Origin of the sequence: Streptomyces sp. NPDC056452 (assembly GCF_042796085.1) — a bacterium.
Lineage (GTDB): Bacteria > Actinomycetota > Actinomycetes > Streptomycetales > Streptomycetaceae > Streptomyces.
Genome location: NZ_JBHTRI010000040.1, coordinates 25725 through 47278, shown reverse-complemented (window position 1 = coordinate 47278; position 21554 = coordinate 25725). Strand labels below are relative to the sequence as shown.

21 protein-coding genes are annotated in these 21554 nt (G+C 69.7%); 8 read left to right on the top strand and 13 right to left on the bottom strand.

Going from position 1 to position 21554, the window contains the following annotated elements; all coding sequences use genetic code 11:
* Positions 1–148 precede the first annotated feature (148 nt).
* Both ACFQ6X_RS30725 and ACFQ6X_RS30720 read left to right on the top strand, forming a co-directional pair.
* The gene (locus ACFQ6X_RS30725; protein WP_383186225.1) at positions 149–1309 is read left to right on the top strand and encodes an ABC transporter ATP-binding protein; all 1161 of its coding nucleotides are present in this window, start codon (positions 149–151) and stop codon (positions 1307–1309) included.
* Positions 1306–2202 (top strand): ABC transporter permease subunit, encoded by an 897-nt coding sequence (locus tag ACFQ6X_RS30720; RefSeq protein ID WP_329207281.1) that lies wholly within the window; start codon positions 1306–1308, stop codon positions 2200–2202. The genes ACFQ6X_RS30725 and ACFQ6X_RS30720 overlap by 4 nt, the downstream gene beginning before the upstream one ends.
* 16 nt (positions 2203–2218) lie before the next feature.
* Here ACFQ6X_RS30720 and ACFQ6X_RS30715 read toward each other — a convergent pair whose 3' ends face one another.
* A complete protein-coding gene (locus ACFQ6X_RS30715) occupies positions 2219–2548 on the bottom strand; it encodes an ATP/GTP-binding protein (protein WP_383186222.1) in 330 nt (109 codons plus the stop codon).
* 209 nt (positions 2549–2757) lie between these two features.
* On the opposite strand from ACFQ6X_RS30715, the gene ACFQ6X_RS30710 reads away from it, so the two are divergent.
* A complete protein-coding gene (locus ACFQ6X_RS30710; RefSeq protein ID WP_383186220.1) occupies positions 2758–3789 on the top strand; it encodes an LLM class flavin-dependent oxidoreductase in 1032 nt (343 codons plus the stop codon).
* A 97-nt stretch (positions 3790–3886) separates the two neighbouring features.
* Here ACFQ6X_RS30710 and ACFQ6X_RS30705 read toward each other — a convergent pair whose 3' ends face one another.
* Positions 3887–4279, bottom strand: a complete 393-nt coding sequence (locus ACFQ6X_RS30705) for an SCO5389 family protein (RefSeq protein ID WP_014154035.1) — start codon at positions 4277–4279, stop codon at positions 3887–3889.
* A 263-nt stretch (positions 4280–4542) separates the two neighbouring features.
* Between ACFQ6X_RS30705 and nucS the strand changes: the two genes are divergently transcribed.
* Positions 4543–5214 (top strand): endonuclease NucS, encoded by a 672-nt coding sequence (gene nucS / locus ACFQ6X_RS30700; RefSeq protein ID WP_356423860.1) that lies wholly within the window; start codon positions 4543–4545, stop codon positions 5212–5214.
* 167 nt (positions 5215–5381) lie between these two features.
* Here the strand turns inward: nucS and ACFQ6X_RS30695 are convergent, their stop codons facing one another.
* The 3 genes from ACFQ6X_RS30695 to ACFQ6X_RS30685 form a co-directional block, all read right to left on the bottom strand.
* Complete coding sequence (locus ACFQ6X_RS30695) at positions 5382–7862, bottom strand: ATP-binding protein (protein WP_383186218.1); 2481 nt, start codon at positions 7860–7862, stop codon at positions 5382–5384.
* 214 nt (positions 7863–8076) lie between these two features.
* The gene (locus tag ACFQ6X_RS30690) at positions 8077–8400 is read right to left on the bottom strand and encodes an STAS domain-containing protein (RefSeq protein ID WP_329207290.1); all 324 of its coding nucleotides are present in this window, start codon (positions 8398–8400) and stop codon (positions 8077–8079) included.
* A gap of 245 nt (positions 8401–8645) precedes the next feature.
* The gene (locus ACFQ6X_RS30685) at positions 8646–9494 is read right to left on the bottom strand and encodes a 3-hydroxyacyl-CoA dehydrogenase family protein (protein ID WP_329215049.1); all 849 of its coding nucleotides are present in this window, start codon (positions 9492–9494) and stop codon (positions 8646–8648) included.
* A 244-nt stretch (positions 9495–9738) separates the two neighbouring features.
* Here ACFQ6X_RS30685 and ACFQ6X_RS30680 point away from each other — a divergent pair, with 244 nt between their 5' ends.
* Entirely contained in the window at positions 9739–10311 is a 573-nt protein-coding gene (locus ACFQ6X_RS30680; protein WP_356423850.1) for a cob(I)yrinic acid a,c-diamide adenosyltransferase, read from the top strand.
* A gap of 15 nt (positions 10312–10326) precedes the next feature.
* Here the strand turns inward: ACFQ6X_RS30680 and ACFQ6X_RS30675 are convergent, their stop codons facing one another.
* Positions 10327–10893 carry a hypothetical protein gene (locus ACFQ6X_RS30675; RefSeq protein WP_383186215.1) on the bottom strand — a complete coding sequence of 189 codons (567 nt, stop codon included), beginning with the start codon at positions 10891–10893 and terminating at the stop codon, positions 10327–10329.
* Positions 10894–11044: 151 nt separating this feature from the next.
* Between ACFQ6X_RS30675 and ACFQ6X_RS30670 the strand changes: the two genes are divergently transcribed.
* The 3 genes from ACFQ6X_RS30670 to ACFQ6X_RS30660 all read left to right on the top strand — a co-directional run bounded on the left by ACFQ6X_RS30670 (position 11045) and on the right by ACFQ6X_RS30660 (position 14941).
* On the top strand, positions 11045–12241 hold the full coding sequence (locus ACFQ6X_RS30670; protein WP_383186213.1) for a sensor histidine kinase: 1197 nt from the start codon (positions 11045–11047) through the stop codon (positions 12239–12241).
* Complete coding sequence (locus ACFQ6X_RS30665; RefSeq protein ID WP_383186211.1) at positions 12238–12888, top strand: response regulator; 651 nt, start codon at positions 12238–12240, stop codon at positions 12886–12888. The genes ACFQ6X_RS30670 and ACFQ6X_RS30665 overlap by 4 nt, the downstream gene beginning before the upstream one ends.
* 172 nt (positions 12889–13060) lie before the next feature.
* Positions 13061–14941: a glycosyl hydrolase family 18 protein gene (locus tag ACFQ6X_RS30660; RefSeq protein ID WP_383186209.1), complete on the top strand. Its 1881-nt coding sequence runs from the start codon at positions 13061–13063 to the stop codon at positions 14939–14941.
* A gap of 90 nt (positions 14942–15031) precedes the next feature.
* Here ACFQ6X_RS30660 and ACFQ6X_RS30655 read toward each other — a convergent pair whose 3' ends face one another.
* The 7 genes from ACFQ6X_RS30655 to ACFQ6X_RS30625 all read right to left on the bottom strand — a co-directional run bounded on the left by ACFQ6X_RS30655 (position 15032) and on the right by ACFQ6X_RS30625 (position 21540).
* A complete protein-coding gene (locus tag ACFQ6X_RS30655) occupies positions 15032–15478 on the bottom strand; it encodes a DUF2550 domain-containing protein (RefSeq protein ID WP_383186207.1) in 447 nt (148 codons plus the stop codon).
* Positions 15479–15620: 142 nt separating this feature from the next.
* Positions 15621–15995, bottom strand: coding sequence for a F0F1 ATP synthase subunit epsilon (locus tag ACFQ6X_RS30650; protein WP_329207305.1), 375 nt, complete (start codon positions 15993–15995; stop codon positions 15621–15623).
* 109 nt (positions 15996–16104) lie between these two features.
* A complete protein-coding gene (gene atpD, locus ACFQ6X_RS30645; RefSeq protein ID WP_329207307.1) occupies positions 16105–17547 on the bottom strand; it encodes a F0F1 ATP synthase subunit beta in 1443 nt (480 codons plus the stop codon).
* Entirely contained in the window at positions 17547–18464 is a 918-nt protein-coding gene (locus tag ACFQ6X_RS30640) for a F0F1 ATP synthase subunit gamma (RefSeq protein WP_329207309.1), read from the bottom strand. The genes atpD and ACFQ6X_RS30640 overlap by 1 nt, the downstream gene beginning before the upstream one ends.
* A 3-nt stretch (positions 18465–18467) precedes the next feature.
* Positions 18468–20039 (bottom strand): F0F1 ATP synthase subunit alpha, encoded by a 1572-nt coding sequence (gene atpA / locus ACFQ6X_RS30635; RefSeq protein WP_329207311.1) that lies wholly within the window; start codon positions 20037–20039, stop codon positions 18468–18470.
* Positions 20040–20182: 143 nt separating this feature from the next.
* Positions 20183–20998: a F0F1 ATP synthase subunit delta gene (locus ACFQ6X_RS30630; RefSeq protein ID WP_383186204.1), complete on the bottom strand. Its 816-nt coding sequence runs from the start codon at positions 20996–20998 to the stop codon at positions 20183–20185.
* Positions 20995–21540, bottom strand: a complete 546-nt coding sequence (locus tag ACFQ6X_RS30625; protein WP_329207314.1) for a F0F1 ATP synthase subunit B — start codon at positions 21538–21540, stop codon at positions 20995–20997. Before ACFQ6X_RS30625 ends, ACFQ6X_RS30630 begins: the two co-directional genes overlap by 4 nt.
* Positions 21541–21554 lie beyond the last annotated feature (14 nt).

Genomic DNA, 21554 nt, shown 5'->3' with positions numbered 1-21554 from the left:
GGGGCCGTCAGCCCTGCGGGAAGATCCGATGTTCCGCACAACGACTTGGCCGGAACCGTCACGGCCTGGTTATCCTCCTAACTCTTACGGGGGCGTGCGGCCGGGTGGCCTGGGCCCCGACCGACAGATAAGTCGATGGGGCTGGAGAATGATCGAGGCAGTCGGCCTGACGAAGCGCTATGGCGCCAAGACAGCCGTGTACAACCTTTCCTTTCAGGTGCGGCCGGGGGCGGTCACGGGGTTCCTCGGTCCCAACGGGTCGGGCAAGTCCACGACCATGCGCATGATGCTCGGCCTGGACCGGCCGACCTCGGGGCACGTGACGATCGGCGGCCACGCCTTCCGCAGCCTTCCGAACGCACCGCGCCAGGTGGGCGCGCTGCTCGACGCCAAGGCCGTGCACGGCGGGCGCAGTGCCCGTAACCACCTCCTGTCACTGGCGCAGCTGGCCGGGATCCCGAGCGCCCGGGTGGACGAGGTCCTCGGTGTCGTCGGTCTGCAGGACGTCGCGAAGAAGCGGTCCAAGGGCTTCTCCCTCGGTATGGGGCAGCGGCTCGGCATCGCGGCGGCGCTGCTCGGCGACCCCCAGGTGCTCCTCTTCGACGAGCCGGTCAACGGTCTCGACCCCGAGGGCATCCTCTGGGTCCGCAATCTCATGAAGCAGCTGGCTTCCGAGGGCCGCACGGTCTTCGTGTCCAGCCACCTGATGAGCGAGATGGCGGTCACCGCCGACCATCTGATCGTGATCGGGCGGGGCCAGCTGCTCTCCGACATGAGCGTCAAGGACTTCATCTCGGCCAATTCCGCGGACTTCGCCCGGGTCCGGGTTCCCGCGGACGCGCCGGAGCAGCGGGAGAAGCTGACCGCCTCGCTGACGGAGGCGGGCGGCCAGGTCATGTCGGAGCCGGACGGGGCCCTGCGGGTCACCGGGCTCCAGTTGCCCCGCATCAGTGATCTGGCGCATGCCTCGGACGTCCGGCTGTGGGAGCTCTCGCCGCACCAGGCGTCCCTGGAGGAGGCGTACATGCGGATGACGCAGGGCGCTGTGGACTACCGCTCGACGGCCGACGCGAAGGCGGGGCTCCAGCAGCCGCCGCCCGGGTACGGGCCTCAGCCGGGCTACGGTCCGCAGCCGGGGTACGGGGGCTACGGGCAGCAGCCCGGCCATCCGCAGCAGCCTCCGGTGGATGTGCCGCAGCAGGGCTGGTACGCACCGCCGCCGCCGGGACAGAACCCGTACGCCGCCGCTCCGGCGCCGGCCGCCCCCGCAGACCTGACCAAGAGCGAGACCAGCGAGGACTCCCGATGACTACGCCGGCAACCCCGCCGTCCCCGCAGGCACCCCAGGCGCCCTACCAGCAGCCGCACCAGCCGCCGGCCCAGCAGAACTGGCAGGGCGGCGGCCCGGTCGGCCAGTACGCCTCGCCCATTCCCGTACGGCGGCCCGGCCTGGGCGACGCGATCGCCTCCGAGTGGACGAAGATCCGCTCCGTCCGCTCCACGATGTGGACGCTCGGCGTGATGATCGTGCTGCTGCTCGGCATCGGGCTGCTGTCCGCGTTCGCCGTCAGCGCCTCGGACGCCGACCTCGGCGAGACCCCGGTGCTCAGCCTGGGCTTCTTCGGTGTGCTGCTCGGTTCGATCTGCGTGATCACCCTCGGGGTGCTGACCATCGCATCCGAGTACGGCACGGGAATGATCCGTACGACGCTCACCGCCTGCCCCAGCCGGGCGCGGGTGCTGATCGCGAAGTCGATCGTCTTCTTCCTGCTCTCCTTCACCATCACCACCGTCACGACCGGAATCGTCGGGCTGCTGCAGACGGCGATGCTGGACGGCGGAACGCCCAGCGGCAGCGACTGGCTGCGCGCCACGGTGGGGGTCGGCCTCTACATCGCGACGCTCGGGCTGCTCTCGCTCGCGCTCGGGGCGCTCATCCGGCACTCCGCGGGCGCGATCACGATCATGATCGCGGTGGTCCTGCTGCCGCTCGTGCTGGCGATGTTCATGTTCTCCGAGACGCTGGCGGACCTCCAGCAGGCGCTCTTCGAGTACTCGATCCCGAGCCAGCTCAGCGCGTTCTACGGTGAGTCGATGACCTCGTCGGGACCGACCGGCTGGGACCCGCTGTGGATCATCCTCGGCGTGACCGCGGTGGCCATGGCCGGCGCCTTCGCCTCCCTGGACCGGCGCGACGTGTGACGCACGCTCCGCGCGCTCAGTAGCGTGGCGCGTTCCTGGACCGCTGCACCCTCGTGGTGCGGCGGTCCTTCGCGTTCCAGCAGGCCTTGTGCCAGTGCCTGCGGTCGTCGATCCCGCCGAACTCCGGCCAGGCGACGAGGTGCGGCACACCGGACGGGATCTCCTGGTCGCAGCCGGGGCAGCGGTAGCGCTTGCCCACCGCGCTCGCGCCGCTCACCGGACGCACCGACCACTCCTCGCCCTGCCAGCTCTCGGTGTCTCCGCCCCCGCCGTACCGCTCGGCCGCCTCTCGTGCGTTACCGGTGGGACTCTCGCCGCCTCGGGGGCGGTTGCGGCGCGGGGACACGTGACACCTCACGGGGCGGTACGGGCAGATCCCGTCCAGCGTAGAGCCATCGGAAGAGCCTTCGTGTCCGGTTGTGGCGTGAGTGCACCCGCGAGACGGGTGGGTTACCGGAAAATCGCAACAACTTCTCTCCGGACCGTGCCTTTGGCACGTGTCAGACGTTGTTGCGGGTAGGGGGAGCCGCGTCGGCCGCAAGGAGGCAATAGGCGATGCGCGTGGGAACATTCGTACTGGCAGCCCAGTTTCCGGGCCAGGGACAGGGAGAAGCCCTGCACCGGGCCGTCCGGTCCGCCGAGGTCGCGGAGGATTCCGGACTCGATTCGGTCTGGCTGGCCGAACATCATTTCGTGCCGTACGGGGTCTGCCCGTCGGCCGTGACACTGGCCGCGCTGCTGCTCGGCCGCACCCGCAGAATCCGCGTGGGTACGGCGGTGAGCGTGCTGCCGTCCCAGCATCCGGTCGCGCTCGGCGAGCAGGCGGCGCTGCTGCACCTGACCAGCGGCGGCCGCTTCACGCTGGGCGTGGGGCGCGGCGGGCCCTGGGTGGATCTGGAGGTGTTCGGAGGCGGCCTCGACGCCTACGAGAAGGGCTTCCCCGAGTCGCTGGAGCTGCTGCTCGACTGGCTGGGCAAGCCGCGTGTGGCCGGTCGGGGGGAGCGCTACGACTTCCGGGAGGTGGCGGTCGTGCCCCGGGCGGACGAGCTCCTCGGGGACGGTCCGGCGGGCCCCGAGGTGATCGTGGCCTGCACCTCGCCGAAAAGCGTGAAACTCGCCGCTGAAAAGGGTTTGCCCATGCTTCTCGGAATGCATTGCGGCGATGAGGAGAAGGCCGACATGGTCGCCCTGTGGCGGTCGGCCGCCCGGGAGGCCGGTCAGCCGGCGGACGTGGTGGAGACGGTCGGACATGTGTCCGCAGGGGTGGCCCAGATCGCGGACCGTCCCGCCGACGCGGTGGAGACCCTCGTGAAGGCGATGCCGGGCTGGCTGCGGCAGGGCCTCGACGCCCATGTGACGGTCGACGGCAGGCACCGGGTGATGCGCGACCCCGTCGCGTACACGGAGTTCCTGTGCGGTCTGCATCCGGTGGGTCCGCCCCGGCTCGCGGCCGACCGGCTCGCGGCCACGGCGGAGCGCACGGGCATCACCCGCTTCGCGCTCCTCGTGGAGGGCTCGGGCGATCTCGCGGCGACGGAGGAGAACGTGCAACGGCTGGGGACCGAAGTGCTGCCGTTGCTGAAGTGATCCGTTCATACAGGTTGTCCTGGTGGTGCGGTGGTACGGGAGCTGCCGCCCCGGAGCCAGTTGCACCTCCCGCGGCCCGAAGCGGCAGCAGGAGCGTTCAGCAGTCCCGAAGTTCGGGCGACTGGTTGAGCAACTGGCCCCTCACCGAGGTGAATCGGGCCAAGCGCTCGTCGACCGAGGCGTCCAGCGGGAACACTGCGACGCGGTGGCAGTTCTGGAATGCCAGGCGCACCCCGAAGTGCCGCTGCAGCGCGCCGCGTATCGCATCACTCGCGAGCGCACGCAGCAGCTGACCACGTGCCTGCTCGTCCGGCGGCGGCGTCTGGTTGTCGGCGAACTGACCGCCGTCGACCTTCAGCTGGGCCACCAGAGAGCTGATCATCTCCCATGCGTAGGGCAGGGAAGTCCGGACGCAGTCGACGAAGTCGGCTTCGTCGACCTCGCCTCGCTCGGCCTGTTCCAACAGCGCCGGTGAGACGTCGAGCGACATGGGTTCTCCTCTCGCGACCCCGGCAGGTGGCCGGGGCCTTACGGGCAGGGAAGGAGGACGGCGACGCTGTGTACACAGACGGCGACCTCCTGCTTCCACGTTAAGGGCGCAGTCCGGGCCGCACCAGGAGATTGGGAACACAACCGGCCAATTACGAACGGTCGCAAAGAGGGGCAAGCCAGAAGTGAGTGCGTCAAGGGGCGTGCCTGCTGCCGGGTACGGGAATCGCGTGGACCGCCCGCAGTCGAGTAGCGTTGCCGACCATGCGTCTCGTCATCGCCCGTTGCTCCGTCGACTACGCGGGCCGGCTCACCGCCCACCTGCCCTCCGCCCCCCGTCTGATCCTGGTGAAGGCGGACGGCAGCGTCTCGATCCACGCCGACGACCGGGCCTACAAACCCCTCAACTGGATGTCCCCGCCGTGCACCCTGAAGGAGGGCGCCGACGACAACGAAGGCGTCTGGACCGTGGTGAACAAAGCGGGCGAGAAACTGATCATCACGATGGAGGAAATCCTCCACGACTCGTCCCATGAGCTGGGTGTCGATCCAGGGCTCATCAAGGACGGTGTGGAAGCGCACCTCCAGGAACTCCTCGCCGACCGGATGGAAATCCTCGGCGAGGGCTTCACTCTGATCCGCCGCGAGTACCCGACCGCCATCGGTCCGGTCGACATCCTGTGCCGGGACGCGAACGGTGGGACCGTGGCCGTCGAGCTGAAGCGGCGGGGCGACATCGACGGTGTGGAGCAGCTGACCCGCTACCTGGAGCTGCTCAACCGGGACCCTCATCTGGCCCCCGTCAAGGGCGTGTTCGCGGCCCAGGAGATCAAGCCGCAGGCCCGCGTGCTGGCGACGGACCGCGGGATCGGGTGTCTGGTCCTCGACTACAACGCGATGCGGGGCATCGAGGACGACAAGCTGCGGCTGTTCTGAGCCGTGGCGGGGTCCTCGGTCGCCGGGCGGTCTTGAATTCCTGACCGTCCGGCGGTACGGGCCAGGGCCACCACCGGGCCGAGGCCTGTACGGGCGCCTCCGAACGCCGGGCAGGCGCCCTCGAACGCCGGACGGGCGCAAGTGCTCCGTCCGGCGATGTTCTTGGTTCAGGCCATCGTGGGCGTGCTGTCGGGCGTTTCCGCCTGACCGGTCGCACTCGTCGCCGAGGCGGTTGCCGGGCCGCTGGCCGAGTTGGACATCGCCGGCTCGGTGGGGGGCTCCGTGGTCGGCGTCTCCGTCGGCGAAGGGGACTCGGTCGGGGTCGTCGACGATGTGGTGGGCGTAGGAGTGGTCGGCGGCTTCGTCGGCTTCTTCGTCGGCGACGGGTGGCCGGACGTGGGTCGGCCGGTGGGACTGCCGCTGGACGTGGCGCCCGTCGTCGGGCCCGAGTCCGAACCCGATGTGCCCGGGGACGGGGTGTCGCTGCCGGACGGGGTGGCCCGGCCCGACGCGCCCTTGGTCGAGTCCTTGCCGGGCGTGGCGTCGCCGGAGGCCGTGCCGTCGGTCGGCTCGTCCGCGGAGAGGCCGCTCTCGCTGTCGTCCTCGTTCGCCGACTGCTCGGTCGTGACGTTCTGGCCCTCGGGGTCCTCGCTGCCGGACGTCGCGCCCAGGGTCACCACCGTGCCGAGCACGGCGGCCAGCAGTGCGCCGGCACCCACGGCGACCAGATTGCGCCGGGCGCCCTGGAGTACCGCGACACGGCCGCTGAATCCGCCGAGTACGCCCTTGCCCGCCGCGGGGGCACTCTGCCGGGAGACCAGCGTGGCCGGCTCCTCCGCCTGGCGGGGGAACAGGGGCATGGCCGCGGGTATGCCGCCGGGCGGCGAGGCCGACTCGTCGTGGCGCGCGGCAGGTATCTCCTCGCCCGCCGGCGTGCGGCCGCTCTGTCCCGGACCGCCGGAGCGGTCCGCGACCAGGGCGAGCGCCCTGCGTCCGGCGACCGCACCGGACTTGTCGGCGAGCGCGCCGCGCATGCCGATGGAGGCCTCCAGCTCGGCCCTGGCCCGGTCCAGATTGCCGGTGCACAGCGCGAGGACGCCCAACTCGTGGTGGAAGTAGGCCTCTTCGGCCACCTCTCCGGCGATCCTCGCAGCCTCCTGGCCGATCCTGAGGGCCTTCTCCCAGGCGCCCCAGTACATCCCCGCCGCGAAGGCCGGAGAGGCGCTGCGGGCCAGCAGGACCGCCGCACTGGCCTGCCCTGCCCGGTCGCCCAGGACGAGGTGGGCCATGGCCGCGAGGACCGCGTCGGCCTCGGCGACCGCACGCTCGGGGGTGACGGAGGGATGACCCGCCCACCAGGCGTAGTGCTGGGCGGCGGTACGGGCGCGTACGTCCGCGTCCTCGCCGTACCCGCTCGCCTCCAGCTGGGCCAGGATCCCGGCGGCGAGCCGGTAGCGGGAGCCCGCCGGGGAGAGCAGTCCGCACGCGGCCAGTTCGCCCATCGCGGCGTCGGCGTGGGTGTCCCCCACCAGCGCCGGCAGATGCGCCTGGTGCGGCACCTCGCCGCCGAGCGCGACGGCGAAGTGCAGGGTGTCCCGCGCGGCCTCGCTCAGCCGGGAGGCGAGCAGGGCGGCGGGCGCGGCGCCTTCCCCGAGGCTGGGCAGCGGTATGTCCTGGACCTCGGCCCGGCCGAAGGGGGCGTCGCCGGGCTCGTCGTCGAATCCGTCGCCGAACGTCTCCGGGTCGGTGCGCAGCTCGTCGCGCTGGCGCAGCAGCGCGCCCGCCTGGACGAAGCGCAGCGGCAGTCCTTCGGACTCGAACCAGAGGTCGCCGGCCCAGTTCGCCTCGTCATCGGTGAGCGGGCGCTCCACGACGCGCTCGAGCAGTTCGATCGAGGAGCTGCGGCCGAGTCCGGCGAGGAAGACCTCTTCGAGGTTCGAGTCGGCGGTGGGCGCGGCGATGTCGGGGGTCGTGCCGAGCAGGAACGCGCACTCGGGCGTCGCGTCGAGGAGTTCCTGCAGCGCGGCGCCGCCGAACTCCAGGTCGTCGAGGACGACGACGGCGCCGATGCCGTGGACGAGCGCCAGGAGCCCTTCGCGGTCGGGCCGGTGCAGCGGAGCCTGGTGGACGGCCTCGAAGAGGTTGTACAGCAGGTCGGTGGTGGTGCGCTTGTAGCCGGAGAGGCGTACGACCCCGTCGGGTGCCAGGTCCGCGCAGTCGGCGGCCACGGCGGCGAGCAGGGCCGTGCGGCCGGAACCTGCGGGGCCGGTCAGCCGCACCGAGCGGCCCCGTGCCAGCAGCCGCACCAGTCGCTCCCGCTCCTCCTGGCGCTCCAGCAGAGGCAGCTGCGGTCCGGGAGGCCCCGGCGGTACGGGCGGTGCGGTGGCGCGCTCGCGGTCGGCGCGCTCCGCGGCCGTGTGCCGTACGGGAGTGGCGGGCTGCTCGCCCGGCCTGCAGGGCTCGATCTCGCTGCCGTCGACGGGATTGACCGTGAGCAGGAAGTCGCCCGATATGAGCTGGACCGTGCGTGACTGCTGTGGTGTCTGATGCCCGAAGTCGGGCGTCAGAGGATCGCGGGACTGCCGGCGCCGCGCGGCGTCCTCCCCGGAACGGTCGTACTCTTCCGGTCCCTGGTTGGTCGGGTCCATCGTCAAAGCCCCCCAGACGCGTAGCGCGCGGTTGCCCCTCCCGGCCTCGCACGCCCGCTGTCGCTTCCGGTCCGGTGTCTGCCCTTGGGTCTTGTCAATCGGCAGACGGCCGAACCCTAAACCCTCGCACAGTATCTACGAACGAGTGGGGGGCCGCGCCGCCCTGGACATCACAGTCTCGTGAGGATTGTGCGTGATCCGCCGCTCGGCCGCTTCAGACGCGCGGCAGGGAGTCTGCGGCGATTCCGCCCTCGATGGCCAGAATGCGGTGCAGTCTGGTCGCCACCAGCAGGCGCTGCATCTGCGGCGGCACACCGCGCAGCACCAGCCGCCTGCCTGCCCGGCCGGCTCTGCGGTGCGCGCCCATGATGACGCCGAGTCCTGTGGCGTCCCACGAGTCCAGCTCGGTCAGGTCCAGCACGAGGTCGCCGGCTCCGTCGTCGACGGCCGAGTGCAGAACCGTACGGGCGTCCGCCGCGCTTCGGACGTCGAGGCGGCCCCCGACGACCAGCTCGGCGTGGTCGCCCCTGATGTACATATGCGCTCCCCGGAAGTACTCCGTAGCAAGGTCGGTCTGTCTGGTTTTCTCTTCTGCCTCTGCCACCACTGACTGCCTCAGCGACGGAGAAGTTGCCGTCTGTAAGCGAACCGATACCGAATTCACCCTGAGGGGTGAAAGTGGTCCGCCGGAACTACTGGATCCGGCTCCCGGCCGGCGCGCCGGGGCCCAGGGCTCCCGGGCCTGATCGACGGCAGATCAGGCGGCCGGGGGCCCGGAAACGATCAGTAGGTGTAGAAGCCCTGCCCACTCTTGCGGCCGATGTCACCTGCATCGACCATCCGGCGCATCAGCTCCGGGGCGGCGAACTTCTCGTCCTGCGACTCGGTGTAGATGTTGCCGGTGGCGTGCAGGAGGATGTCGACGCCGGTCAGGTCGGCCGTGGCGAGCGGGCCCATGGCGTGGCCGAAGCCCAGCTTGCAGGCGATGTCGATGTCCTCGGCCGAGGCGACGCCCGACTCGTACAGTTTGGCGGCCTCGACGACGAGCGCCGAGATCAGCCGGGTGGTGACGAAGCCCGCGACGTCACGGTTGACGACGATGCAGGTCTTGCCGACGGACTCGGCGAACTCCCGTGCGGTGGCGAGGGTTTCGTCGCTCGTCTTGTAGCCGCGCACCAGCTCGCAGAGCTGCATCATGGGCACCGGCGAGAAGAAGTGCACGCCGACGACGCGCTCCGGCCGCTCCGTCACAGCCGCGATCTTGGTGATCGGGATGGCGGAGGTGTTGGAGGCGAGGACGGCGTCCTCCCGTACGACCTTGTCGAGCGTCCGGAAGATCTCGTGCTTGACCTCGAGCTTCTCGAAGACGGCCTCGACGACGACGTCGGCGTCCGCCACCGCGTCGAGGTCGGTGGTCGTGGTGATCCGGGCGAGTGCGGCTTCGGCGTCGGCCGCGTCCAGCTTGCCCTTGGAGACGAACCTGTCGTAGCTGGCCTCGATGCCGCCGCGACCGCGGGCCAGGGCCTCGTCGGTGACATCGCGCAGCACGACGTCCCAGCCCGCCTGGGCGGAGACCTGCGCGATACCGGACCCCATGAGTCCGGCGCCGATGACGGCGAGCTTCCTGGCCACGTTCGCACCCCTATGCATTCAACAACGGTTCTTCCACATGCTCTCCGGCGGAGATTAGTACCCGTGAGGGGCGCTGGGGCTGCGAAGAGATGCGCGTCACGTCTCACATGACGGACATCACACCCGCGGAGGCCATTCGGCGGCGCGCCGCGCGTAGTTGAGTGCGCCCGCCGCTCGGACCTCCCGGCCGTGACGGTCGGCACACGGGTCCTCCGCGGGGCCGGAGCGTCACTAGGCTGGCCGCATGGTCAATCTGACGCGCATCTACACCCGTACCGGCGACCAGGGCACCACGGCCCTCGGCGACATGAGCCGGACCGCCAAGACCGATCTGCGGATCTCGGCGTACGCCGACGCCAACGAGGCCAATGCCGCCATCGGCGCCGCGATCGCGCTCGGGCAGCTCTCCGAGGACGTCGTGAAGGTCCTCGTCCGCGTCCAGAACGACCTGTTCGACGTGGGCGCGGACCTGTGCACACCCGTCGTGGAGAACCCCGAGTACCCGCCGCTGCGGGTCGAGCAGTCCTACATCGACAAGCTGGAGGGGGACTGCGACACGTTCCTGGAGGACCTGGAGAAGCTGCGCAGCTTCATCCTCCCGGGCGGCACCCCCGGAGCGGCCCTGCTGCACCAGGCCTGCACGGTGGTGCGGCGGGCGGAGCGGTCCACCTGGTCGGCGCTCGAGGTGCACGGGGACTCGATGAACGCGCTGACGGCGACGTATCTGAACCGCCTCTCCGACCTCCTGTTCATCCTGGCGAGGACGGCGAACAAGGAGGTCGGGGACGTGCTCTGGGTGCCGGGCGGCGAGCGCTGAGCCCGCACCGGGCGATCAGCGGTCCACCTTCACCCGCTTCGCCGGGTTGTCGGGTTCCGCCTTGGGGAACAGCGTGTAGCTCCCGGCGATGATCGCGTTGATCCCGATCACCCAGAGCATCTTCTGCTGCCACATCCGCAGCGACCCGATGTCCCCGTCGCCGCCCACGTACCAGATCGCCAGCTGGAGCAGGGCCATCGCCGTCACCGCGGCCACCGTCCAGCGGGCCGCGGTGCGCCACTCGTGGGCGGCCCGCGCCATCCCGTACTTCGGGGGCCTCACCGGCGGCGGCCCGCCCGCGAAGCGGTGGGCGACCCTGGCGTCGACCCACTTGATGGTGGAGTGGCCGAGTCCCACGGTGAAGCCGATGTAGACGGCGGCCAGGCCGTGCTTCCAGTCCGGCTCCGCGCCGTTCTTCAGGTCGATGGCCGTCACCACCAGCAGGACGACCTCCAGCAGGGGCTCGCACAGCAGTACGGCCGCACCCAGGCGGGGCATCCTCGCGACGTACCGCAGCGCCAGTCCGGCGGCGAGCAGCACCCAGAAGCCGACCTCGCAGAGCACGATCAGTGTGACGATCACGGCACTTCTCCTTCCGGTCCCCTCCAGCCTCCCGTCCACGGGGCCCCGGGTCGTCGTCGGCAATGACGAATCGTGACTGCATCCTTCGATGTAGCCGCGCCTCACCCCTCGTACGGACGTCCGGCGCCGTCCCGACGTGTTGGATGGACGGGTGTCCACCTTCGCGCGCCCGCACCGCCACGACGTACTGATCGCGGTCATCGGGCTGTCCGGCGGTCTGGTGCTCTGGCTGGCGGGCCTGCACACGCAGAACGGCCGGCTCCTCGACGCGCACTGGGTGGCCCTGGTGCCGCTCGCGGTGATGGCCGGGATGGAGCTGCTCCGGCGGAGCGCACCGCAGACGGCGCTGGTCGTCGGCACGCTCACCCTGGTCGCCGATCAGTTCACGACGGGCAGCCTGGCCACGGTGCTGATGTTCACCGACATCATGTACGCCGCGGTGCTGTACGGAACGGCGGCCGCGGCCCGCCGGATCCCGGTGACCACGTTCCTGGTCACCGTCGCGGTCACGATCGGCTTCCTCGCCTGGTTCCGCACCGCCGAGGCGCTGCTGATCGGCGTCGTCACCGGGCTGGTCTCGTTCTGTCCCGCCATCACCGGCGTCAGCGTCCGCAACCACCGGGACGCGGCCGAGACCGCCCGGCTGCGCGCCGACCAGACGGCGCTGCTGGCGGAGATGGACCGGGCCCAGGCGGTGACCGCCGAGCGTTCCCGGATGGCGCGCGAACTGCACGACATGGTCGCCAACCACCTCTCCGCGATCGCCATCCACTCCACCGCCGCGCTCTCCATCGACGACCCGGACACCTCGCGCAGCGCCCTCGGGGTGATCCGGCAGAACAGCGTCGACGGCCTGGCGGAGATGCGGCGGCTGATCGGGCTGCTGCGCGCAGGCGGCGGTGACACCCGGCCGAGCGCGGCACCGACCCTGGCGTCCCTGGACGCCCTCGTCGATCAGGCGGGGGCGAACTCCGCGTCCAGCGGACTGACGGTCACGCTCACCGACGCCCGCGAGGATCCTGGGCCGCTGCCGGCACCGGTGGAGCTGGCCGCGTACCGCATCGTCCAGGAGTCCCTGACGAACGCGTTGAAACATGCCGCGCCGGGCCCGGTGACGGTCGGCCTCGGCAGCTCGGGCGACCTGCTGACGGTAGAGGTCACCAGCGTGTTCGGCAGCCGCCCGGGACCGCGTGCGCCCGGTTCGGGCGCCGGCCTCGTGGGGATGCGGGAGCGGGTGGCGCTGCTCGGCGGAACGATCGAGGCGGGGCCCGTCACCGCGGCGGACGGCACGAAGATCTGGCAGGTGCGGGCGGAACTGCCCGTCGAGGAAGGGGCGTCGGGGAAATGACGATCCGGGTACTGGTCGCCGAGGACCAGGCGGCGGTGCGCGCGGGGCTGGTACTGATCCTTGGCAGCGCACCCGACATCGAGGTCGTGGGCGAAGCGGGCGACGGCGAGAGCGCAGTGCGCCTGGCCCGCGAACTCCGCCCGGATCTGGTGCTGATGGACATCCAGATGCCCAGGCTCGACGGTGTGTCGGCCACGCGGCAGGTCGTCGCGGAGCAGCTCGCCGACGTCCTGGTGCTGACGACGTTCGATCTGGACGAGTACGTCTTCGGGGCGTTGCGGGCGGGTGCGGCTGGCTTCCTGCTGAAGGACACCGACGCGCACGACCTGCTGGACGCGGTACGTACGGTGGCGCGCGGCGAGGGGATGATCGCGCCGGCCGTGACGCGGCGTCTGATCGCGGAGTTCGCCGTGACCGCCCCCGCGCGCCGTCCGGGCGCACCGGATCCGGCGGTGCTCGATGCGCTGACCCGGCGGGAACGCGAGGTGCTGTGCGCTCTCGGTGAGGGGCTGTCGAACGCGGAGATCGCGGTGCGGCTCTCGATGGCGGAGGCGACGGCGAAGACGCACGTCAGCAGGCTGCTGGGGAAGCTGGAACTGCGGAGCCGGGTCCAAGCGGCAGTACTCGCGCAGGAGTTGGATCTCTGAGGTTTAGCTCTGATCTTTGGTCTGGACCTCTTGACGATTGGTCCAGACCTTCCTAATCTCACCGAACACGCACACTGCGGTGAGTACGCCATGACAAGGCGCTCTCAGGGCGACGCAGGGTTTGCAGTCCACGGACCACCCCCGTTTGTCGGACCTCACCCGAGGAGCACCGTTGAGCACTGAAACCCCCCTACGCCGATCCAGACTCAGATGGAGACTCGGAGCCGGCGGAGCCACCAGATCGAAGGCTGTCGCGGGCTTCACCGCGCTGCTTCTGCCGCTCGCCGCGATGGTCGGCCTGGCCTCCCCCGCCGAGGCAGCCACCTCCGCGACGGCCACCTACGTCAAGAAGTCCGACTGGGGCACCGGCTTCGAGGGCCAGTGGACGGTCAAGAACACCGGCACCACGGCCCTCTCCTCCTGGACGATCGAGTGGGACTTCCCCTCCGGCACCGCGGTCGGCTCCGCCTGGGACGCCGCCGTGACCAGCTCCGGAACCCACTGGACCGCCAAGAACCTCAGCTGGAACGGCACGGTCGCCCCGGGAGCCAGCATCAGCTTCGGCTTCAACGGCACCGGCACCGGCTCCCCCTCCGGCTGCAAGCTGAACGGCGCCTCCTGTGACGGCGGCAGCGTCCCCGGCGACAACGCCCCGTCGAAGCCCGGCACCCCGACCGCCAGCAACGTGACGGACACCTCGGCGAAGCTCACCTGGACCGCCGCCACGGACGACAAGGGCATCAAGAACTACGACGTCCTGCGCGACGGTGCCAAGGTCGCCACGGTCACCACGACGACGTACACGGACACCGGTCTCACCAAGGGCACGGACTACTCCTACACGGTGCAGGCCCGCGACACCGCTGACCAGACCGGTCCGGTCAGCTCCTCGGTGGCCGTCCGCACCACCGGCACCACGGACCCGGGCCCCGGCACCGGCGACAAGATCAACCTCGGTTACTTCACGGAGTGGGGCGTCTACGGGCGCAACTACCACGTCAAGAACCTGGTGACCTCCGGCTCCGCCGCCAAGATCACGCACATCAACTACGCGTTCGGCAACGTCCAGAACGGCAGGTGCACCATCGGTGACTCCTACGCCGACTACGACAAGGCCTACACCGCCGACCAGTCGGTCGACGGCGTCGCCGACACGTGGGACCAGCCCCTGCGCGGCAACTTCAACCAGCTGCGCAAGCTCAAGGCCAAGTACCCGCACATCAAGGTCCTCTGGTCCTTCGGCGGCTGGACCTGGTCCGGCGGCTTCCCGCAGGCAGCCCAGAACCCGGCCGCCTTCGCCCAGTCCTGCTACGACCTGGTCGAGGACCCCCGCTGGGCCGATGTCTTCGACGGCATCGACATCGACTGGGAGTACCCCAACGCCTGCGGTCTCACCTGTGACACCAGCGGTCCGGCGGCACTGAAGAACGTCGCCTCCGCACTGCGGACCAAGTTCGGCGCCAACAACCTGGTCACCGCGGCGATCACCGCGGACGGCTCGACGGGCGGCAAGATCGACGCCGCCGATTACGCCGGCGCCGCGCAGTCCATGAACTGGTACAACGTGATGACGTACGACTTCTTCGGCGCCTTCGCACCCAAGGGCCCGACGGCCCCGCACTCGCCGCTGACCTCGTACACCGGCATCCCGCAGGAGGGCTTCAACTCCGCCGCCGCGATCGCCAAGCTGAAGGCCCAGGGCGTCCCCGCCTCGAAGCTGCTCCTCGGCATCGGCTTCTACGGCCGCGGCTGGACCGGCGTCACCCAGTCCGCCCCCGGCGGCACGGCGACCGGTGCGGCCCCGGGCACCTACGAGGCGGGCAACGAGGACTACAAGGTCCTCAAGAACACCTGCCCTCCCACCGGCACGATCGCCGGCACCGCCTACGCACACTGCGGCACCAACTGGTGGAGCTACGACACCCCGGCGACGATCACGTCCAAGATGGCCTGGGCGAACAGCCAGGGCCTGGGAGGCGCGTTCTTCTGGGAGTTCAGTGGTGACACCACCAACGGCGAGCTCGTGAGCGCCATGGACAACGGACTCAACTAGATCCCCACGCCGTAGGCACGCACGCCCCGAAAAAGCGCCGGGGAGACAGGTCCGCCCCCTGTCTCCCCGGTTTTCGTATGCCTGCGGCCCTCAGGCCACGTTCACCCGCTGGCCGGGCGGAGCCGCCTCCAGCCAGGCGAGGAAGCCGGTCAGCGCGTCCTCGCTCATCGCCAGCTCCAGGCGGATCCCACGGTGGAGACAGCCGAGCACGACGGAGTCGGACAGGAGCGCCAGCTCCTCCTCGCCCTCGGGCAGCCGGCGCGCGACCACCTCGATCGCGGAGCGCTCCAGGCCGCGGCGCGGGCGGGGCGCGTAGGAGAAGACCCGGAACCAGTCGACGCGGTCACCGCTGTAGCGCGCGACGCCGTACACCCAGCCCTTGCCGGACGGGTCCGGTTCCTGCGAGATGTCCCAGCGCAGACTGCAGTCGAAGGTCCCGCCGGAACGCTGGATCAGCCGCCGGCGCAGACCGAAGACGAACAGACCCACCGCGACCAGTACGACTACCAGACCGCCCACCCACAAAGCGAGGACCATCTCCACCGACCTCCTCGCATCGTCGAGTAACGGATACCGAACCGAGCCGAACCGAACTGCACCTGCATCGCCTCAGCCGCGGCACGGTCTGGATAATTCCAGCTCGGGCCGCGGCTGAGTTAAAAAACACATCGTGGGGGTGCTAGTGCACCGCCACCGCACGCAGTCGCACATCGGCACGCCGCTCGGCGGCGGCGTCCGTGTCCGACTTCGCACGGTCCAGCGCACGCTCGGCGCGCTGGACGTCGATCTCGTCCGCAAGCTCGGCAATCTCCGCCAGCAGCGAGAGCTTGTCGTCAGCGAACGAGATGAAACCGCCGTGCACAGCGGCGACAACAGTCCCGCCGTCGCTCGTACGGATCGTCACCGGGCCCGATTCCAGCACACCCAGGAGCGGCTGGTGACCGGGCATGACGCCGATGTCGCCGGACGTGGTACGTGCGACAACGAGGGTGGCCTCGCCGGACCAGACACTGCGGTCCGCGGCGACCAGCTCGACATGCAGCTCAGCAGCCAAGGGTGGCTCCTCGGGTCACCACCCGGCGGTCATGCCGGGTGTTGGGTCAATTCTACGGGGCGTGGTGAGGGGGGCGGGACACACCCACCCCCCTCGGTGAGCCGGAGGCTCAGGAGACGCCGAGCTCCTTGGCGTTGGCCTTGAGGTCCTCAATGCCACCGCACATGAAGAACGCCTGCTCGGGGAAGTGGTCGTACTCACCGTCGCAGATCGAGTTGAACGCGGCGATCGACTCGTCGAGCGGCACGTCCGAACCGTCCAGGCCGGTGAACTGCTTGGCGGCGTGGGTGTTCTGCGACAGGAAGCGCTCGACGCGACGGGCACGGTGGACAACGAGCTTGTCCTCCTCGCCCAGCTCGTCGATACCGAGGATCGCGATGATGTCCTGGAGGTCCTTGTACTTCTGCAGGATCCCCTTGACGCGGCTGGCCGTGTCGTAGTGGTCCTGCGCGATGTAGCGCGGGTCCAGGATGCGGGACGTGGAGTCCAGCGGGTCCACGGCCGGGTAGATGCCCTTCTCGGAGATCGGACGGGAAAGAACCGTCGTCGCGTCGAGGTGGGCGAACGTGGTGGCCGGGGCCGGGTCGGTCAGGTCGTCCGCGGGGACGTAGATCGCCTGCATCGAGGTGATCGAGTGACCACGCGTCGAGGTGATGCGCTCCTGGAGCACACCCATCTCGTCGGCCAGGGTCGGCTGGTAACCCACTGCGGACGGCATACGGCCGAGCAGCGTGGAGACCTCGGAACCGGCCTGCGTGAAGCGGAAGATGTTGTCGATGAAGAGCAGCACGTCCTGCTTCTGCACATCGCGGAAGTACTCCGCCATGGTCAGGGCGGACAGCGCGACCCGAAGACGGGTGCCCGGCGGCTCGTCCATCTGGCCGAAGACCAGCGCGGTCTTCTCCAGGACGCCCGAGTCGGTCATCTCGTCGATGAGGTCGTTGCCCTCACGGGTGCGCTCGCCGACACCGGCGAACACCGACACACCGTCGTGCAGCTTCGCCACACGCATGATCATTTCCTGGATGAGGACCGTCTTGCCGACGCCCGCACCACCGAACAGACCGATCTTGCCGCCCTTGACGTACGGGGTCAGCAGGTCGACGACCTTCAGGCCGGTCTCGAACATCTCGGTCTTGGACTCGAGCTGGTCGAAGGCCGGGGCCTTGCGGTGGATCGGCCAGCGCTCGGTGATCTGAGACTCGGCCTCGGGCTCGTTCAGGATCTGACCGAGGGTGTTGAACACCTTGCCCTTGGTGATGTCACCGACCGGCACCATGATGCCCTTGCCGGTGTCGGTCACCGGGGCCTGGCGGACCAGACCGTCGGTGGGCTGCATCGAGATCGCGCGGACCACGCCGTCACCCAGGTGCTGGGCGACCTCGAGGGTCAGCGTCTTACGAGCGCCGGCCTCGGCCGGGTCGTCGACCTCGACGTGCAGGGCGTTGTAGATCTCCGGCATCGCGTCGACGGGGAACTCCACGTCGACGACCGGGCCGATGACCCGGGCGACGCGGCCCGTGGCAGCGGCCGTCTCAACTGTCGTCGTCATTACTTGTCACTCCCCGCGGACGCGTCGGCCAGCGCACCTGCACCGCCGACGATCTCGCTGATTTCCTGGGTGATTTCGGCCTGGCGGGCCGCGTTGGCAAGCCGGGAAAGGCTCTTGATCAGATCCCCGGCGTTGTCGGTCGCCGACTTCATCGCGCGGCGGCGGGCAGCGTGCTCGGAAGCGGCTGCCTGCAGCAGTGCGTTGTAGATGCGGCTCTCGACGTAGCGCGGCAGAAGAGCGTCGAGGACGTCCTCGGCCGACGGCTCGAAGTCGAACAGCGGAAGGATCTCGTCCTTCGCACCGCTCTCCTCCGCGACCTGGTCGAGCGAGAGCGGCAGCATCCGGCCGTCGACCGCGTTCTGCGTCATCATCGACACGAACTCGGTGTAGACGATGTGCAGCTCGTCGACGCCGCCCTCGGCCGTGTCCTTCTGGATGGACTCGATCAGGGGCGCGGCGATCTTCTTGGCGTCCGCGTACTCCGGGCTGTCGGTGAAGCCGGTCCACGACTCCGCGACCTTGCGCTCACGGAACCCGTAGTAGGCGACACCCTTGCGGCCGACGATGTACGTGTCGACCTCCTTGCCCTCGGCCGCCAGCCGCTCCCGCAGCCGCTCCGCCGCCTTGATGGCGTTGGAGGAGTAGCCGCCGGCCAGACCGCGGTCGCTCGTGAGGAGCAGGACCGCGGCCCGCACCGGGGCGTCGGCCTCGGTGGTGAGCGGGTGCTTGGTGTTGGAGCCGGTCGCCACCGCGGTCACCGCGCGGGTGAGCTCGGTCGCGTACGGCATCGACGCCGTCACCTTGCGCTGCGCCTTGACGATGCGCGAGGCGGCGATCATCTCCATCGCCTTGGTGATCTTCTTGGTCGCGGTGACGGCTTGGATGCGGCGCTTGTAAACGCGAAGCTGAGCGCCCATCGATCAGCCCTCGCCCAGAAGCTTGCCGTCCGAGGTCTCGAACTGCTGCTTGAAGGCGGCGATCGCGTCAGCGATCGACTGCAGCGTGTCGTCGGACATCTTGCCGCCCTCGGCGATGCTGGTCAGGAGGTCCTTGCGCTCACGGCGCAGGTACTCCAGCAGCTCGCCCTCGAAGCGGCGGATGTCCTCGACCGGGACGTCGTCCATCTTGCCCGTGGTGCCGGCCCAGACGGAGACGACCTGCTCCTCCATCGGGAACGGGGCGTACTGGGGCTGCTTCAGCAGCTCGACCATGCGCTTACCGCGCTCCAGCGAAGCCTTGGAGGCCGCGTCCAGGTCGGAACCGAAGGCGGCGAACGCCTCCAGCTCGCGGTACTGGGCGAGGTCCACGCGCAGACGGCCGGAAACCTGCTTCATGGCCTTGTGCTGGGCGGAGCCACCGACTCGGGAGACCGAGATACCGACGTTGAGCGCCGGACGCTGACCCGCGTTGAACAGGTCGGACTCCAGGAAGCACTGGCCGTCGGTGATGGAGATGACGTTGGTCGGAATGAACGCCGACACGTCGTTCGCCTTGGTCTCGACGATCGGGAGGCCCGTCATCGAACCGGCGCCCATGTCGTCGGAGAGCTTGGCGCAGCGCTCCAGCAGACGCGAGTGCAGGTAGAAGACGTCGCCCGGGTAGGCCTCACGGCCCGGCGGACGGCGCAGCAGAAGCGACACGGCGCGGTAGGCGTCGGCCTGCTTCGAAAGGTCGTCGAAGATGATCAGAACGTGCTTGCCGTCGTACATCCAGTGCTGGCCGATGGCCGAACCGGTGTACGGCGCCAGGTACTTGAAGCCGGCCGGGTCGGACGCCGGGGCGGCGACGATGGTCGTGTACTCGAGCGCGCCGGCCTCTTCCAGGGCACCTCGCACGGAGGCGATGGTGGAGCCCTTCTGACCGATGGCGACGTAGATGCAGCGCACCTGCTTGTTCACGTCGCCCGAGCGCCAGTTGTCGCGCTGGTTGATGATCGTGTCGACAGCCAGAGCGGTCTTACCCGTCTGACGGTCACCAATGATCAGCTGACGCTGGCCGCGGCCGATCGGCACCATGGCGTCGACGGCCTTGTAGCCGGTCTGCATCGGCTCGTGCACCGACTTGCGGACCATGACGCCAGGGGCCTGCAGCTCGAGGGCGCGGCGGCCTTCGGTCGCGATCTCGCCGAGACCGTCGATCGGGTTGCCGAGCGGGTCGACGACGCGGCCGAGGTAACCCTCGCCGACGCCGACGGAGAGCACCTCACCGGTGCGCTGCACCGGCTGGCCCTCCTCGATTCCGCTGAACTCGCCGAGGACGATCGCACCGATCTCGCGCTCCTCGAGGTTGAGGGCGAGACCGAGGGTGCCGTCCTCGAACTTCAGCAGCTCGTTCGCCATGGCGGAGGGCAGGCCCTCCACCTTCGCGATGCCGTCGCCGGCAACGCTGACCGTACCGACCTCCTCGCGCGAGGCCGCGTCCGGCTGGTACGACTGGACAAAGTTCTCCAGTGCGTCCCGGATCTCCTCCGGCCGGATCGTGAGCTCCGCCATCTGGGTTCCCTGCTCTCCTTGTTGGGCCCGAAGTTTCTTAAGGGGGTCTGGGGGCGACCCCCAGGAATCTTCTGCAATTTCTGCACGGCCCAACCGGGCCGCTGTTCTTGCTCGTTCAGTTGGTGCGGTTGCGCTGCTCGCTGTCAGCCGGCCATCCGGCGGGTCGCCTCTTCGAGGCGCTCCGCGATCGTGCCGTTGATGACCTCGTCACCGACGCGCACCGAGATCCCGCCGAGGACCGCGGGGTCCACGTCCAGGTTCAGGTGCATCTGCCGGCCGTAGATCTTCGCCAGGGCGGCACCGAGGCGCTGCTTCTGGCGATCGGACAGCGGCACCGCCGAGGTGACGACGGCGACCATGCGGTCCCGGCGCTCCGCGGCGAGCTTGGACAGGGAGTCGAGTCCCGCTTCCAGGCTACGTCCACGGGGCTGGGTCACGAGACGCGTGACGATGCGCTCGGTGACGGGCTGCGCCTTGCCGCCGAGCAGGCTGCGGAGCAGCTCGCCCTTGGCGGCGGTGGACGCCGTCCGGCTGGTCAGCGCGGAGCGCAGTCCCTTGTCGGAACCGACGATCCGGCCGAACCGGAACAGCTCGTCCTCGACGTCGTCGAGCGCGCCGCTGCGCTGGGCCGCGGTGAGGTCTGCGGTGTTCGCCAGCTCCTCGACCGAGTCGACCAGGTCACGCGACTGCGACCAGCGGGAACGGACCATGCCGGAGATCAGGTCGACGGCTTCGCCGCCCACCTGACCGCGCAGCAGCCGTCCGGCCAGCTCGGCCTTCGCCTCGCCGCCCTGCGACGGGTCGGTGAGGACCCGGCGCAGCGATACCTCGCGGTGGAGCAGCGCGGTGACGGCTGCCAGCTCCTCGGCGAGCTTCGCCGCGTCGACCGACGTGTTGTCGGTCAGCGCGTCGAGACGCTCACGTGCGGCAGCCAGTGCCTCGCGGCTCGCTCCGTTCATCGGACGGCCTCGGCCTTCGCCTCGAGCTCGTCGAGGAAACGGTCGACGGTGCCGCTCTGCCGGGCGTGGTCCTCGAGGGACTCGCCGACGAGCTTGCCGGCCAGGGCGGTGGCGAGCGTGCCCACGTCCTGGCGCAGCGCGGAAGCCGCGGCCTTGCGGTCGGCCTCGATCTGGGCGTGGCCGGCGGCGATGATCTCTTCGCGCTGCCGCTGACCTTCCGTCCTCATCTCCTGGATGATGACGGCACCCTGCTCCTGCGCCTCCTGGCGCAGACGGGCGGCTTCGTGGCGGGCCTCGGCGAGCTGAGCCTTGTACTGCTCAAGAACGCTCTGGGCCTCGGTCTGGGCCGCATCGGCCTTCTCGATACCGCCTTCGATGGCCTCGCGACGCTCTTCCAGAACCTTGTTGATGTTCGGGAGGAGCTTCTTGGCGAGGAAGCCGAAGACGATGACGAAGGCGATGAGGCCGATGACGAGCTCTGGAATCGGCGGGATGAGGGGATTTTCCATCTCCTCAGCCGCGACCGTAAGCAGCTGGCTCATATCAGTGCCTTTCG

Coding starts and splice junctions, on each gene's coding strand:
- ACFQ6X_RS30725 (WP_383186225.1), top strand. CDS start 149: ATGATCGAGGCAGTCGGCCTGACGAAGCGCTATGGCGCCAAGACAGCC.
- ACFQ6X_RS30720 (WP_329207281.1), top strand. CDS start 1,306: ATGACTACGCCGGCAACCCCGCCGTCCCCGCAGGCACCCCAGGCGCCC.
- ACFQ6X_RS30710 (WP_383186220.1), top strand. CDS start 2,758: ATGCGCGTGGGAACATTCGTACTGGCAGCCCAGTTTCCGGGCCAGGGA.
- ACFQ6X_RS30705 (WP_014154035.1), bottom strand. CDS start 4,279: ATGTCGCTCGACGTCTCACCGGCGCTGTTGGAACAGGCCGAGCGAGGC.
- nucS (WP_356423860.1), top strand. CDS start 4,543: ATGCGTCTCGTCATCGCCCGTTGCTCCGTCGACTACGCGGGCCGGCTC.
- ACFQ6X_RS30695 (WP_383186218.1), bottom strand. CDS start 7,862: ATGGACCCGACCAACCAGGGACCGGAAGAGTACGACCGTTCCGGGGAG.
- ACFQ6X_RS30690 (WP_329207290.1), bottom strand. CDS start 8,400: ATGTACATCAGGGGCGACCACGCCGAGCTGGTCGTCGGGGGCCGCCTC.
- ACFQ6X_RS30680 (WP_356423850.1), top strand. CDS start 9,739: ATGGTCAATCTGACGCGCATCTACACCCGTACCGGCGACCAGGGCACC.
- ACFQ6X_RS30665 (WP_383186211.1), top strand. CDS start 12,238: ATGACGATCCGGGTACTGGTCGCCGAGGACCAGGCGGCGGTGCGCGCG.
- ACFQ6X_RS30655 (WP_383186207.1), bottom strand. CDS start 15,478: ATGGTCCTCGCTTTGTGGGTGGGCGGTCTGGTAGTCGTACTGGTCGCG.
- atpD (WP_329207307.1), bottom strand. CDS start 17,547: ATGACGACGACAGTTGAGACGGCCGCTGCCACGGGCCGCGTCGCCCGG.
- ACFQ6X_RS30640 (WP_329207309.1), bottom strand. CDS start 18,464: ATGGGCGCTCAGCTTCGCGTTTACAAGCGCCGCATCCAAGCCGTCACC.
- atpA (WP_329207311.1), bottom strand. CDS start 20,039: ATGGCGGAGCTCACGATCCGGCCGGAGGAGATCCGGGACGCACTGGAG.
- ACFQ6X_RS30630 (WP_383186204.1), bottom strand. CDS start 20,998: ATGAACGGAGCGAGCCGCGAGGCACTGGCTGCCGCACGTGAGCGTCTC.
- ACFQ6X_RS30625 (WP_329207314.1), bottom strand. CDS start 21,540: ATGAGCCAGCTGCTTACGGTCGCGGCTGAGGAGATGGAAAATCCCCTC.